Annotated in this window: 14 protein-coding genes; 4 read left to right on the forward strand and 10 right to left on the reverse strand. The window is 71.9% G+C overall.

Going from position 1 to position 13310, the window contains the following annotated elements; all coding sequences use genetic code 11:
• The first annotated feature begins 31 nt into the window (after nt 1-31).
• Both crcB (ACGWYJ_RS02770) and crcB (ACGWYJ_RS02775) read left to right on the forward strand, forming a co-directional pair.
• Entirely contained in the window at nt 32-526 is a 495-nt protein-coding gene (gene crcB, locus ACGWYJ_RS02770; RefSeq protein ID WP_395103898.1) for a fluoride efflux transporter CrcB, read from the forward strand.
• Nucleotides 523-897, forward strand: a complete 375-nt coding sequence (gene crcB, locus ACGWYJ_RS02775; RefSeq protein WP_395103899.1) for a fluoride efflux transporter CrcB — start codon at nt 523-525, stop codon at nt 895-897. Before crcB (ACGWYJ_RS02770) ends, crcB (ACGWYJ_RS02775) begins: the two co-directional genes overlap by 4 nt.
• On the opposite strand, the gene ACGWYJ_RS02780 is transcribed toward crcB (ACGWYJ_RS02775), so the two are convergent.
• Nucleotides 869-2296: an amidohydrolase family protein gene (locus tag ACGWYJ_RS02780; RefSeq protein ID WP_395103900.1), complete on the reverse strand. Its 1428-nt coding sequence runs from the start codon at nt 2294-2296 to the stop codon at nt 869-871. The genes crcB (ACGWYJ_RS02775) and ACGWYJ_RS02780 overlap by 29 nt on opposite strands.
• On the reverse strand, nt 2293-3537 hold the full coding sequence (locus tag ACGWYJ_RS02785; protein WP_395103902.1) for a CoA transferase: 1245 nt from the start codon (nt 3535-3537) through the stop codon (nt 2293-2295). The genes ACGWYJ_RS02780 and ACGWYJ_RS02785 overlap by 4 nt, the downstream gene beginning before the upstream one ends.
• A gap of 57 nt (nt 3538-3594) precedes the next feature.
• Here ACGWYJ_RS02785 and ACGWYJ_RS02790 point away from each other — a divergent pair, with 57 nt between their 5' ends.
• On the forward strand, nt 3595-4635 hold the full coding sequence (locus tag ACGWYJ_RS02790) for an enoyl-CoA hydratase/isomerase family protein (protein WP_395103903.1): 1041 nt from the start codon (nt 3595-3597) through the stop codon (nt 4633-4635).
• A 90-nt stretch (nt 4636-4725) separates the two neighbouring features.
• On the opposite strand, the gene ACGWYJ_RS02795 is transcribed toward ACGWYJ_RS02790, so the two are convergent.
• On the reverse strand, nt 4726-4929 hold the full coding sequence (locus tag ACGWYJ_RS02795; protein WP_009715709.1) for a cold-shock protein: 204 nt from the start codon (nt 4927-4929) through the stop codon (nt 4726-4728).
• A gap of 276 nt (nt 4930-5205) precedes the next feature.
• On the opposite strand from ACGWYJ_RS02795, the gene ACGWYJ_RS02800 reads away from it, so the two are divergent.
• Complete coding sequence (locus ACGWYJ_RS02800) at nt 5206-5433, forward strand: hypothetical protein (RefSeq protein ID WP_395103904.1); 228 nt, start codon at nt 5206-5208, stop codon at nt 5431-5433.
• 54 nt (nt 5434-5487) lie between these two features.
• On the opposite strand, the gene ACGWYJ_RS02805 is transcribed toward ACGWYJ_RS02800, so the two are convergent.
• From ACGWYJ_RS02805 to ACGWYJ_RS02835, 7 genes are all read right to left on the reverse strand, one after another.
• The gene (locus tag ACGWYJ_RS02805; RefSeq protein ID WP_395103905.1) at nt 5488-6099 is read right to left on the reverse strand and encodes a GAF domain-containing protein; all 612 of its coding nucleotides are present in this window, start codon (nt 6097-6099) and stop codon (nt 5488-5490) included.
• A 299-nt stretch (nt 6100-6398) separates the two neighbouring features.
• On the reverse strand, nt 6399-7028 hold the full coding sequence (locus ACGWYJ_RS02810) for a GyrI-like domain-containing protein (protein ID WP_395103906.1): 630 nt from the start codon (nt 7026-7028) through the stop codon (nt 6399-6401).
• Nucleotides 7015-7596 carry a PadR family transcriptional regulator gene (locus ACGWYJ_RS02815; RefSeq protein ID WP_395103907.1) on the reverse strand — a complete coding sequence of 194 codons (582 nt, stop codon included), beginning with the start codon at nt 7594-7596 and terminating at the stop codon, nt 7015-7017. Before ACGWYJ_RS02815 ends, ACGWYJ_RS02810 begins: the two co-directional genes overlap by 14 nt.
• A 62-nt stretch (nt 7597-7658) precedes the next feature.
• On the reverse strand, nt 7659-9137 hold the full coding sequence (locus tag ACGWYJ_RS02820) for an alpha-N-arabinofuranosidase (RefSeq protein ID WP_395103908.1): 1479 nt from the start codon (nt 9135-9137) through the stop codon (nt 7659-7661).
• Between the two features lie 98 nt (nt 9138-9235).
• Nucleotides 9236-10768, reverse strand: coding sequence for a sugar ABC transporter ATP-binding protein (locus ACGWYJ_RS02825; RefSeq protein ID WP_395103909.1), 1533 nt, complete (start codon nt 10766-10768; stop codon nt 9236-9238).
• Nucleotides 10765-11814, reverse strand: a complete 1050-nt coding sequence (locus ACGWYJ_RS02830; protein WP_395103910.1) for an ABC transporter permease — start codon at nt 11812-11814, stop codon at nt 10765-10767. The genes ACGWYJ_RS02825 and ACGWYJ_RS02830 overlap by 4 nt, the downstream gene beginning before the upstream one ends.
• Nucleotides 11815-11885: 71 nt before the next feature.
• Nucleotides 11886-13043 carry a sugar ABC transporter substrate-binding protein gene (locus ACGWYJ_RS02835; protein WP_395103911.1) on the reverse strand — a complete coding sequence of 386 codons (1158 nt, stop codon included), beginning with the start codon at nt 13041-13043 and terminating at the stop codon, nt 11886-11888.
• Nucleotides 13044-13310: the final 267 nt, after the last annotated feature.

Below are 13310 nucleotides of genomic sequence, written 5' to 3' on the forward strand. Positions count from 1 at the left end.
CGGGGCGCCGCGCGAGTGGGAGCCCGCATCGATGACCATTCCCGACCGGCATGCCGGCGAGCCCATCGATCCCGATGTGGACCTGTCGGTGCCCGCCCAGCGGCGCGAGACGGCCCGCGAGCAGGCACCGGTGATCGCCGTGGTCGCGGCCGGAGGCGCTCTGGGCGCCACCGCCCGCTACGGCGCCGGGCTGCTGTGGCCCACCGCCGCGGACGCCTTCCCATGGACGACGCTGGCCGTCAACGCGGTCGGCTGTGCGCTGATCGGCGTGCTCATGGTGCTGGTCAGCGAGGTGTGGACCGCGCACAGGCTGGTCCGCCCGTTCCTGGGCACCGGTGTGCTGGGCGGCTTCACCACCTTCTCCACCTATGCCGCCGACATCGCCCGCCTCGTCCGGGACGGCCATGCGGGCACCGGGCTCGCCTACCTGGCCGCCACCGTCCTGGCCGCACTGGGCGCGGTGTGGTGCACGGCGGCCCTGACCCGCCGCCTGATCGCCGGGACGAGACGCGAGGACCCGCGGTGAACTGGCTCCTGGTGATCGCCGGTGCCCTCGTCGGGGCACCGCTGCGCTACCTGACCGACAGGGCGGTGCAGGCCCGCCACGGCACCGTCTTCCCCTGGGGCACCTTCACGGTCAACGTCACCGGCTGCCTGATCCTGGGGACGCTGACCGGCGCGGCCCTCCACGGCGCCGCCCCGCACTCGGTGCAACTGCTGCTCGGCACCGGGCTGTGCGGCGCCCTGACCACCTACTCCACGTTCTCGTACGAGACGCTGCGGCTCACCGAGACCGGGGCGCGCTTCTTCGCCGCCGCGAACGTCCTGGCCAGTATCGTCGCCGGGCTGGGCGCGGTGTTCCTGGGGATCAGCCTGTCCGAGGTGGTGTGGGGCTGACGGGGCGGCCTTCGATCAGCACCGTTCGCACGAGCGAAACGCTGGGGCGCCGGAGGGCCTCGGCAAGTGGTGTGTGCAGCAACACCAGGTCGGCGGGGGCGCCGATTGCGACCTTCCTGATGCGACCTCCCGGGTCTTCGGGCGGGGTGAGGTAGGCGTGCAGGGCGGTGAGCGCGGTGACGCGTTCGGCGGGTCCGGCGGTGGTCCCCGAGCGAGCGCGGCGGTGGACGGCCGCGGACATCACCTGCCAGGGGTCCAGCGGTCCGTACGGGGCGTCGCTGGAAAGACCGACCGGCACCCCGGCCGCGCGCAGCGACCCGTACCGGTAGAGGTCGCGGTGGTCTTCGGCGGGGATGTCGCGCAGATAGTCGTCGCCCCGGTCGGCGATGAAGCCGGGCTGGGTGACCACGCGCAGGCCGCGCCGGGCGATGTCCCCGATCGTCTCGGACGGGACGAGGGCGGCGTGCTCGACGCGGTCGCCCTTGAAGGCCGGTCCCGCCTGGTCGAGCGCGGCCAGCAGGAGCAGCAGCGCCTCACGGGTGACGCAGTGCGCGGCGATGGGACGGCCCTTGCCGTGTGCGGCGCGGATGCGGTCGCTGAGATCGTCGAGTCCGGGCAGGGAGGAGTCGGCGATCACGATCTTGTACGGGCCGGTGCTGACGCGGGGCCCGGTGGCGGTGGCGCCGAGCGGCACGCCCAGCAGGTGGAGACGCTGGGGGAGCGCCCCGCCCGCCACGGCACGGTCGAACGCGTCCAACGCGGCGGGGTCGAGGTCGGGGGTCGCGTCGGTGACGGCGGTGATGCCGAACCCGGTCAGTTCCCTCGCCACCTCGTCGAGCGGCAGCGGACGGGACGGCGGCAGGCGGGTGCGCAGCCAGTCGTCGGCCCGCCACAGCCGTCCGGTGGGGTCGCCGCGCGGATCGCGTTCGATGCCAGGGTGGGTGGCCGTGGCGAGCCCGGCGGCCGCCACGGCGCGGCTGTTGAGCATCCACAGGGCGCCGCTGCGGTGCTGGACGCGGACGGGGCGGTGCGGCTGGAGCCGGTCGAGGTCGGCGGCGCCCAGGTCACCGGCGACGCTCTCGACATAGCCGGTGCCGCGGATCCAGCCGTGCTCGTCGGGCGCCGCGTCCCTTAACGCGGCCGCCAGCCCGGCGTGGTCGGTGACCTGCGGCGGCCCGCAGGGAACGGACCGGCGGCGGGCCGCGAGGGCGTGCAGGTGCAGGTGATGGTCGCACAGCCCGGGGAGCAGGGCGCCGCCCCGGCACTCCACGACCTGCTCGCCGGGCCGGCGCGGCAGGCGGTGGCCGATCTCGGTGACCCCGTCTCCGGTGACGCGGACGTCGGCGCGCCCGGCGCCGTCGAGTTCGGCGTCGCGCAGCAGCAGGCCCGCCTCCTTCACGGGACCGGGATCCCCAGCTCGCGCAGCACCTCATCGGTGTTCTCGCCCATCGCCGCCGCATGTCCGGCGGCCCGGCGGGCGGCCGGGACGGCGACGGGCACCGGTGGCCCGTCCGGGGTGACGACGGCCCAGCCGTCCCCGTCCCGGACGGCGGCGGGCGACGGGACGGCCGGATCACCGCCACCGAGGGTGGCGGCCACGACATCGGCCATCGCCACGTCCCACAGCACGCCGCCCCCGCCCGGCGGAGCGGTGGAGGCCAGCACGGCGGCGGCGAGCCCGGTCAGCGGGTCGGCCAGCGCGTCCCCGCAGAACAGCGGCGTCCCGTCCTCCTCGCGGCAGACCAGACCGGCACCGGCCGCGACGTCGTCGCCGAAGCCGATCCCGTCGTCGCCGCGCCCGTAGGCGGTGATCGACACCCAGGTGGCGCCGGAGGCGACGGCCGCCTCCGCGTCCAGGCCGAACCCGGCGAGCGCTCGCGGACGGGACGCCTCGATGACGATGTCGGCCGCGTCCACCAGGGCGGACAGCGCCCGCCGCCCGGCCGGGGCAGCGGGATCGAGGACGACCGACCGGTGCCCCGCGTGCAGCAGCCGGTAGAAGCCGGGATCGCCGTACCGCGCACCGTCCGGGCGGGACGGGGTCTCCACCTTCACCACCCGTGCCCCGGCCAGCCCCAGCAGGTGCGCGCACAGCGGCCCGGCCCACAACGCGCTGAAATCGACCACCAGCGCCCCGTCCAGCGGGCGTGGCTCCAGTGGTTCGGGAAGTGCCATGGGACGCCGCCGTACCACCGGACCGGCCGCCACCCCCAGCAGGCGTGCGCGTTCGGTGAGGTCGGCCCCGGTGTGCTCGCGGAGCCACCCGCCGAGGACCGGCCACGGGTCGTCCCCGACCTCCGTCTCGGCCAGCGCGCCCAGCAGCGCGGGATCGTCGGGACGCGCGCACGTGACCGCCGCCCACCCGTCCGCCGTGGGCAGCAGCCTGCACGCCCCGCCCGCCGACACGTCGCCGCGCCGCCGCAGGCCCAGCAGGGCGGCGCGCTCGGACAGCAGCCGGGGCCCGTCCACCTGCACCGCACGTCCCGTCCGGCGGGTGTGGTCGAAGAAGCGCCCGGCCAGCGCCCGCGCGGTGGCGGCGCCGCTCCCCGGCGGCACCAGCGGCGGACCGTCCGGGCGCCCGGTCAACGCCATCACGCCGGAAGCCGCCCACGCCTCCGCGTCCGCCTGCGGTGTCGGCATGGGCCGAAGATACACTTCCCGGCATCCGCCCCCTGGGCCCGTAATGCGAGGTGAGCGATGGAGGGACCGCCGCGCCTCTCCCTGAAGGAGCTCGCCGACGGCGCCGCCGACGCAGGGTTGCTGGACGGCGACGGGACCGTGGACACCCCGCTGATGGCCGTCGCTCTGGACGACGGCGACACCGCCACCCTGCGTTCAGCGGTACGGCGGGCACGTGCCAGCGAACGCCTGCTGATCGGTCTGCTACCCGGCGGCGACCCGGCCACCGAGCTTGTACGGGCACTCGACCTCACCCTCGCCCCTCCAGGAACCGACGCGGGGCGGGAAGCCGTCACCGTGGACGACCCCGAAGCGGCACTCGCTGGACTGCACCAGGCGGTGACGCGCAACCCGCTGGCGTCACTGGTGCTGCGCGACGTCCTTCGCACCACCGAGACGATGCCCGTCCCCGCCGCACTGGACGTCGAGTCCTACGCCTACTCCACCCTGCTCGGCGGCCCCGAGTTCGCACGCTGGCTCGGCGAACGCGCACCGCGTCCCCTGCCGCCCATGGTCAAGGACCCGGTGCTGGTCGCCCGCGACGACCCCGGAACCCTGCGCATCACCCTCAACCGGCCCGAGCGCCGCAACGCCTACGGACGCCAACTCCGCGACGCACTGGTCGACGCCCTACGGATCGCGCTCCTCGACCAAGGCATCGACCAGGTCGTCCTGGACGCCACTGGCCCCGCGTTCTGCTCCGGCGGCGACCTCGACGAGTTCGGCACCGCACCCGACCTGGTCACCGCCCATCTCGTCCGGACGCGCGGAGGCGCCGGGCGGCTGCTCCACCGGCTCGCCGAACGCACACAGGCCCATCTGCACGGCCCATGCGTCGGCGCCGGCATCGAGCTCCCCGCGTTCGCCGGCACGGTCACCGCCCGCCCCGGCAGCACGTTCCGCCTCCCGGAGGTGTCCATGGGCCTGATCCCGGGCGCGGGCGGAACGGTCAGCATCCCCCGCCGCATCGGCCGCTGGCGAACCTTGCACCTCGCCCTGACCGGAGCCCCGATCGACGTCCCCACCGCCCGCTCCTGGGGCCTGATCGACCACTCATGACCTGGCGATAGCCGGGTCCGCGACGTTCGGGCAACGCGAACGGCGGGCGCCCCCGAAGGGGACGCCCGCCGTGCGGACCGATGCCAGGGATCAGGCGGGGACGATGTTCTCCGCCTGCGGGCCCTTCTGGCCCTGGGTGACGTCGAACGTCACCTTCTGGCCCTCCTGGAGCTCACGGAAGCCCTGGGTCGCGATGTTGCTGTAGTGGGCGAAGACGTCGGCGCCGCCGCCGTCCTGCTCGATGAAGCCGAAGCCCTTTTCCGAGTTGAACCATTTCACCGTGCCGGTGGCCATGGTCGCCTCCTCTGCTCGTACTCGGCCGCGCACCTTGCGCCGCCGAGGACGCCGCGATGGCCCATCCGGAAGATCCAGAACAACAAAAATGCGCCTGAGGTCAGATCCAACAGGCGCACGAACATGTCTATGGGAACCGCAACTCCTCGCAGCCTACCACTGTATTCAGGATGCCGATGGAAATTCTCGGTATCGCCGGGGCCGCGTGCCGGTGAATTCCGTGTCACATGCCGGGCGGAGGCTGCCGCATCACCTGATGGGGCGCATACTTCGGTCATGAGACCCTCCGGACCAGCCAGGCGGCGACACCTTCCCACCAGCCCCTTCAAGCCTCCGCCCACCGCCCCGCCCCTCAAGGAGTTCGCGCTCGAAGACCGGGTCACTCACGACAAATACGGGCTCGGACGCGTCGTGGAAGTCGAGCCCGGAGGCGCCCTCCTGGTCGACTTCGGCACGCAGAACGTCAGGATTCCCGCGCCGTACGCGAAGCTCTTCAAGCTCTGAGGCCGCGCCCACCATGTGCTGAATGTCTCAGCCGATGGAGGAAAATCCGCGGCGTCACCTCCGCCGGGGCCGCGGAGGGGCGCTGACGACCGGTGCGTCGTCGGTGGCGCGGCCGGGCGGGGCGTTCGCGCGACGTTCCTCGGCGAGCTCGACCAGCCGGGCCGACATGCCGGCGAACAGGAACATCTGGTGGGCGGCCGACGGGCTGAACGGCTGCGTGCCCGGCCTCCCGAGGACGGCGAGCACACCCCGTGTCGCCTCGCCCGTCTCCAGCGGCAGGATCAGGATCGGACCGGCCGGCAGGGCGCTGAGCGTCTGGTCGGCGACGATCCGCGCGGACAGGGCCCGGTGCGAGCTGAACGCCCGTCCGAGCATCGACCGGCCGCGCCGGACCGTCAGGCCGAGTATCCGGTCGCTGTCCGCGCCGACGGCCACCTCGACCCGCAAGGTCACGCCGTTCTCGTCGGGCAGCGCGATGAACGCCAGCGGCACGCGCGCCATGGCCTGAGCGTGCCGTGCCACGAGCGTCAGCACGCCGTGCAGGTCCGTCCCGTCCAAGACGGCCCTCATCAGCTCGAACGACGCGTCCAGCCGCCGTCCCTTCTCCGGGTCCCGGGACGCGCCCGGCGGCCCCCACACGCTCGATGGCCGGTCATCGCCGGTCATGTCACCCCTCCTTCTCCAGCCGGAACCGAGCCCGTTCACCCACGTCCCGGGAGATCAATTCGCGGTCGATCGGGCGCTGGGATGAGCGGGCGCTCGGGTGGAGTGGTGTAGCGGCGTCATGGCGCCGGACCCGTCTGGCCCCTGAAGGACCGGATATCGATAAACCAGGGGAACACGGACTCGGCCGCCGCATCGAGAAGCCCCTGATCCCTCGTGAGTCTACGTCTTCGGCCGCCCGGCGACCGCTGGCGGCTTTTCTCCTGCCGATGCTGAGCACGCCGCGTCTCGCCGGGCGGACGTCACACTGGCCGGTTCACCCTCTCGACGGGTTGCCGGAGGACGGTCCTGAGCTTTTCGGGTGCGGTCCGGCGGGGGTCGCCGAGGTAGATCTCGTGGTGGTGTCCGCGCATCCGCAGGTCGTTGGCGGCGAGGTACTCGTGATGGAGCCTGGCGAGGACGGGCCCCTCATCGTCGTACGGTCCTCTGTGCAGGAGCTGGGCGCTCAGGCCCTCGTGCAGGGTCTCGTGGCGGACGTCGGCGATCGTGGAGAGGCCCTTCTTCTCCAGCGCCGCCCGTTTCGCCTCGTCGATGAGGTCCGTGGTGATCCAGTCCGGCTGGCTGATGAGCATGCGCCATTGCCAGGCGTCCTTGTCACGGGTGGTGAAGACCTCCGGGCGCTCGGACCACCACAGCCCTTCGAGCGGCCCGACGACGAAGTCCCGGCCGAGGGTGCGTTTGCTGGTGAACTTGATCGTGTACGCGACGGCGTAGAGCGCCTGGACGGCGCGAGCGTAGTCGGCGCCGGTGTTGGGATCGCCACGGCCGTCCACGGCGATGAACCGCTGTGCGGGCACGTCGACCAGCGTCCAGTCGCCGTTCTTCGGCGCGTAGCACTGCTTGAGTTCCCGTTTGACGTCATACCGGGTCATGGCCATCGCCTTCCTGGTGGGACTGGTCGCCGAGTTCCTCCAGTTCCGCCCGGTAGGCGGCCAGCCATTGCCGTTCGGCGGCCAGTTGGCCCAGCGAGTGGTCGAAGATGGCGCGGACGTAACCGGGGATCCCGGGTTGGGCGTCGCGGACGGCGTTGATGGCGGCGATCCTCTCCGTGAGAGCCGCGGCCCGCCGGTCGAGCGCCGCCCGGAACCGGTCGGGCGCGAGGATCGGCTGGTTGGCCAGGCCGACCAGGAGGGGCGGGAACACCGGTCGGAGTTCGGCGACCACCGCCTCGGTCGCCCGCGCACACGCCCGCCGCCCCTCGGCCGTGGCCCGGTACACCCGGCGAGCCTTCCCCCGCGCCGGCCGCGGCCCGTGGACCTCGGTGATCAGGCCGCGGTCGCGAAGCCGCGCCAGCAGGTAGTAGATCGAGCTGAAGCCGATCTCGGTCCACTCGCGCATACCGCGCGCGCTGATGACCTCGTCCAGTTCATAGCCGTGTCTCGGCTTCTCGATGAGCAGACCGAGCAACGTCAGCTCGGCGGGCGTCAGGTCGGCCGTCATGCCTTTACTCTAGTACTAGAGTAAAGCCGCGCGTGCAGGAACGTGCCGCCTGGTCGAACCGGTCAAGCGAGGTGGATGACGTTCCAGGACACCGGCGGGAGGACGACACGGACGTGATCGCCGTCCACCACGACGTCCGGGTTGGGGCGAGGGGTCACCCGGTCGGGATCGGCGGCGGTGTTGCGGGCGTACGGGTCGGAGTCGGCGAGGGTGGTGGCCTCAGCGGCGCTCGTCTGCACGGTGATCGTGAGGTCGAGTGGGTCGGTGGTCGAGCGGTTGACGGCGAACACGGTCGTCCGGCCGGTCTCGGGATCGCGAGCCGCCACCGCGTCCAGGACGGGCACCGGGCCGTACTTGGCGGTCTCCCGCCGCGGCGACTCCGGCTGGACGTCCAGGACGTCGCCGGCGGCGTGCCGCGCCGCCTGCGCGAACGGGTGGAACGTCGGCTGCCGCCGCGCGGGGCCGACGGGTTCGGTGCGGATCGGCGCGATGACGTTGACCAACTGGGCCTGGCAGGCGGCGGCGACCCGGTCGGTGTGCCGCAGCAGCGCGATGAGCAGCCCGCCGACGACCACCGCGTCGGCGAGGTGGTAGTCGTCCTCCAGCAGCGGCGGCGCGACCGGCCACCCGTCCGGTGTCGCGTCCGCCCAGCGCGACTGGTACCAGACGTTCCATTCGTCGAACGACACCTGGATCCTCTTGCGCGCGCCGAGCCGCGCGCCGACCTCGTCCGCCTTGGCGACGACGGTGTCGATGAAGTGGTCCATGTCGACGGCCGAGGCCAGGAAGCTGTCCAGGTCGCCGTCCTGTTCCTCGTAGTACGCGTGGCAGGAGATGTGGTCGACCAGGTCGTAGGTCTCCTCGAGCACGACCTCCTCCCACGCGCCGAACGTGGGCATCGTCGACGAGGAGGAGCCGCACGCCACCAGCTCCAGATCCGGGTCCAGCATCCGCATGGCACGGGCGGTCTCGGCCGCCAGCCGCCCGTACTCCCGGGCGGTCTTGTGCCCGATCTGCCACGGCCCGTCCATCTCGTTGCCCAGGCACCAGATGCGTACGTCGTAGGGCTCGGGAACGGGACGCCGCGACGCCCAGTGCGTACCGGGCGGAAGGTTGCAGTACTCCAGCAGGTCGAGCGCCTCGGCGACGCCGCGTGTGCCCAGGTTGACGGCCATCATCGGCTCCACACCGGCTTTGCGCGCCCAGGCCATGAACTCGTCCACGCCGAACAGGTTCGGCTCCGTGCTGTGCCAGGCCGGGTCGGGCCTGGCCGGACGTTCCGCGACGGGACCGATGCCGTCCTCCCACCGGTACGCCGAGACGAAGTTGCCGCCCGGATACCGCACGGTCGTGACGCCGAGCTCACGGGTCAGCGCCAGCACGTCACCGCGGAACCCGTCCTCGTCGGCACTGGGATGCTCCGGCTCATAGATCCCGGTGTAGACGCAGCGCCCCAAATGCTCGACGAAGGATCCGAACGTCCGTCGCCGCACAGGCCCCACCCGTAACGCCGGGTCAATGACGATCCGTCCTTCGATCACCGCTCCTCCTCCGTGTGGGAGACCACCCAGGAAGAATGTCAGCGATCAACCACCCTGCGGAACCCCGGCCTCTGCCCGGAGGGCATGGTCGCCAGGCGTCAGGTCGAGGGCGTTGGGTCGGTTGCGAAGCAGTGCTTCAGGAGGGTCGCTTCGGTGGTGTCACCGTCGAGTTCGGCGACGATCCGGCCGTTTCGGAGCACGAGGATGCGGTCGCAGACCTCGATGAGTTCCGGGAACTCGGACGAGATGAACATGACCGCCTTGCCTTCGGCGGCCAGCTCCCGCATGAGCTCGTAGATCTCCTGTTTCCCGTCCACGTCGACGCCATGGGTCGGCTCATCGAACAGGAAGATCTCGGCGCCGTGCTGGAGCCACTTGGCGAGGACGACCTTCTGCTGGTTGCCGCCGGACAGTGATCGCACGGGCTGTTCGACCGAGGCGGTGGCGATGTGGAGGCGCTCGACCATGTGCTGTGCCGCGACGCGTTCCGACCGGCGAGAGGGCAGGGCGAGCCGTGGGGTACGGCGGTGGTTGCGCAGCGTCGCCAGCGTGACGTTGCTCCGCACTCCGAAATCAAGGATGTTGCCCTGATGGCGGCGGTCCTCGGGCAGTAGCACGATGCCGCGCCGGAGCGCGCTGCGGAGCCGTCCGGGCCGCACGGCACGCCCCCGTACGGATACGGTGCCGGCACTGGGGCGGTCCACCCCGAAGATGACCCTGGCGAGTTCGGTGCGTCCGGCGCCGGCGAGGCCGGCAAGGCCGACGACCTCACCGGCGCGGATGGACAGGCTGACGTCCGTCAGCACGGGCGATCGGCTGACGTTCCTGACCTGGAGGATGTCCTCGCCGGCAGGGGCGGGCCGGGAGGGACGGCGGGCGGGCGGCGCCTTCGCCGCGGGTCCGCTGATGGCCGCGATGAGCCGTTGGCGGTCGAGGGCGGCGGTGGCGACGTCGCCCACGACGGTGCCGTCCCGCATGACGACCACGCGCTCGGTGAGGTCGAGGATCTCGTCGAGGCGGTGGGAGACGAAGACGGTCCCGACGCCGTCGTCGCGCAGGGCGCGGACCACCCGGAACAGGTGCCCGATCTCGGCGTTGCTCAGCGAGGCCGTGGGCTCGTCCAGCACCACCAGGCGCGCTCGCGCGGCGAGGCCGCGGGCGAGCATCACGAGGCGCTGTTCGGCGAGCGACAGCGAGCGCGTCGGCCGCCGCGGGTCGACGGCGACGCCGAGCCGGGCCAGGACGTTCGCGGCGTCCCGGTACGTCCTGGGCCAGTGCACCAGGGTCCGGCCTCGCGCCGGGAAACCGAGTCCGAGCAGCACGTTCTCCGCGACGGACAGATCGGGGACCAGCGCGAGTTCCTGGTGTACGAAGGCCAGTCCGTGCCGGGCGGCATCGGCCGGCGAGCCGAGGTGGGCCTGCCGCCCGTCGATGTGGATCGTGCCCGCGTCGGGGCGTACCAGGCCGGCGAGCACCTTGATGAGGGTGCTCTTGCCGGCTCCGTTCTTGCCGACCAGACCGGTGATCTCGCCTGCCCGCAGGTCGAGGTCCACGTGCCGGATCGCCTGAACACCCGGGTACGACTTGCGCAGCCCGCGCAGCGACGCGAGCGCCGTGGCCGACCCGGTCATGCCCGGTCCTGCCCGAGGCGGCTGAGCAGCATGGCGACGATCAGGATCGCGCCCTGCACGACGTTGATGTACGCCGTGGACAACTGGAGCATCTGCAGGCCCGTCTGGATGATCTGCAGGAACACCGTCGCGATCACGGTGCCCGGCACGTTGAACTGGCCGGGGCGCAGCGACGTGGAACCGAGGAACGCGGCGGCGTACGCGGGCAGCAGGTACGTGATGCCGGCCTGCGGCGCGGAGGAACCGGCCTGCGCGGTGACCAGGATGCCGGCGACGGCGGCGGCGACGGCGACGAGCACGAAGCCGAGGACGCGCCACCGGCGAACCGCGATCCCGGAGAAGTACGCGGCGTCCGGATTGCCGCCGATCGCATGGAAGAAGCGGCCGATCTCCGTGTGTTCCAGCAGAAGCCAGACGAGGATCGCCACCCCGGCGGCGATCCACACCTGGACGTTGATGCCCCAGAAGGGAGCCGACTGGCCAAGGGTCAGGTACGTGTCGGCGACCCCTTCGTAGATGGTCTTCTGGTCGGTGAAGGCGAATTCGACGCCGACCAGCACCGTTCCCATGGCCAGGGTGGTGACGAAGGACGAGGCGCCGAAGTACGCCACGATGACCCCGTTGAGCAGGCCGACGATGACGGCGAGGCCGAGCCCGGCCGCGAGCGCGAGCTGCCAGGGCACGTGGTGCAGTGCCATCAGCGCGACCGCCGAGGCACCGCCGAGCCCGAGCATCGAGCCGATCGACAGGTCGAAGTCGCCGAGGACCAGGAGGATCGTCAGCCCCACCGCCAGGATCATCGGAGCCGATGACTGGAGCAGCACCGACCGCATGTTGTCGGCGGTGAGGAACGTGTCGGGGCTCGCCAGCCCGAAGGCCAGCAGCGCCAGCCCGACCGCGACGACCAGACCCCATCTGCCCAGGATGTGCCCCAGGGAGGTCCGGCGCCTCGCGGTGCGGCGCGCCACGGCATCGTCGCCGTCGGGAATCGCCGGGCCGCCCGCCGGGGGCGGCTGCGCGTGTTGCGCCGTGACTGCTTCGTCCATCTGCTCTCACTTCGGGGAGGCGGGCGGCCGGGGTGGCCCGGCCGCCCGCTGCGGCCACGGAAGGGCGGGCCTCAGCTGCCCGCGCCGAACTCGTGCTTCCACTTGGCGGTGAAGAACCTCACGAAGTCCACCGGCGGCGTGACGAGCTGCCCGGCCGGAGGCAGGTTGTTCTTGGTGACGAGGGTCGGACGCCAGAAGTCGAGGCCCTCGCCGTACACGGGCCGCACGTCCTTCGACATCGGGGTCTTGCGGGCCTTCAGCTCGGCGATCTGGTCGATCGCCGCCCAGCTCGACCATTCGAGTGAGTCCTCCACCGCGGCGTCGACCTGCCCCTTGCGGATCAGATCGAGGGTGGGCCGGTTCGCGTAGAAGGTCACCAGCAGCGGGCGGTCCGGGTACGACATGCCCGGGAACCGCGCTCGGACGGCCTGTGCCGCCCCCATCACCGCGGTCTCGAAGGTGATCCACACCGCCGAGGCGTTCGGGTGCTGGTTGAGCTGGGCGGCGATCTGCTGTTGTGTGCCCTGCACCAGGTTGGTGGCGTCGGCGTCCTGCTCGGAGAGGATCTTGACGCCGGCGGCCTTGAGGGCGGCGACCCGCTCGATGCCCCAGCTGGCCGGGAAGCCCTGCACGATCGTCCCGCCGCCACGGCCTTGCGTCTGGGCCGCGACGTACTTCGCGAGGGTCGCGCCCATCTCGCCTTCCGGCGGCGCGTAGCCCGCGGTGTAGAGGTCGGTCTTGTCCAGGCTTCCGCCGCTGTAGACGGTCGGGATGCCCTTGTCGCGGGCGCGCCGCAGCGCGTCCGCGATGATGGTCTGCGGGATCCCGTCGTCGAGCAGCACGTCGATGTTCTGGTTGAGGAGGGTGTTCCCGCAGGCGGCCATCTTCGCCGGATCGCCCTGGCCGTCGCAGGGGATGACGGTCCAGCCCAGTACCTTGGCAGCCGCGACCGCGGAGTCGTACATGCGCTGGTCGGCGGGCGACTGGGCGACGTACCGCAGGTAGCCGATGGTGAGCTTGGGCACTGTGGTCCGGGGTCCCGCCTTCTTGGACGCGGCCACCGCCAGGGCTTCGATCTCGCTCTTGCTCAGTGACGGCCCGGCGGGCTCGGTGGGCTCGGCCGCGGTCGCGCCGGGCGCCGACGTCGTCGTCGCCGAGCTGCCACATGCCACGAGCGTCATCACGGCCGCCGTGCCGAGCACGGCGGCTTTCAACCAGGTTGGCCTCATCGCGGTACGTCTCCTTGTTCGGTGCGGATCTGGCGGCGCAGGGGGAAGGCGAGGACCGGTGACAGGTCTCGGGGAGCTCAGAGAACGGACGGTGCTCGGTGCGCGGGTTTCGCGGATCGCATCGCCGTAGGGGTGCTCGCAGGGCCTTCCGCGCTCTGGATCGCGCAGGCCGATCGAGGAGTAACTATGATTATAGTTATAATGCTGATCACGTCAATGGATGGCGTGATGTCGTTCCGGTAGAGGCCGGACCGGAGGAGGAGTGCC

This window comes from Actinomadura sp. SCN-SB (assembly GCF_043906805.1).
In the GTDB taxonomy this organism is placed as follows: Bacteria; Actinomycetota; Actinomycetes; order Streptosporangiales; family Streptosporangiaceae; genus Spirillospora.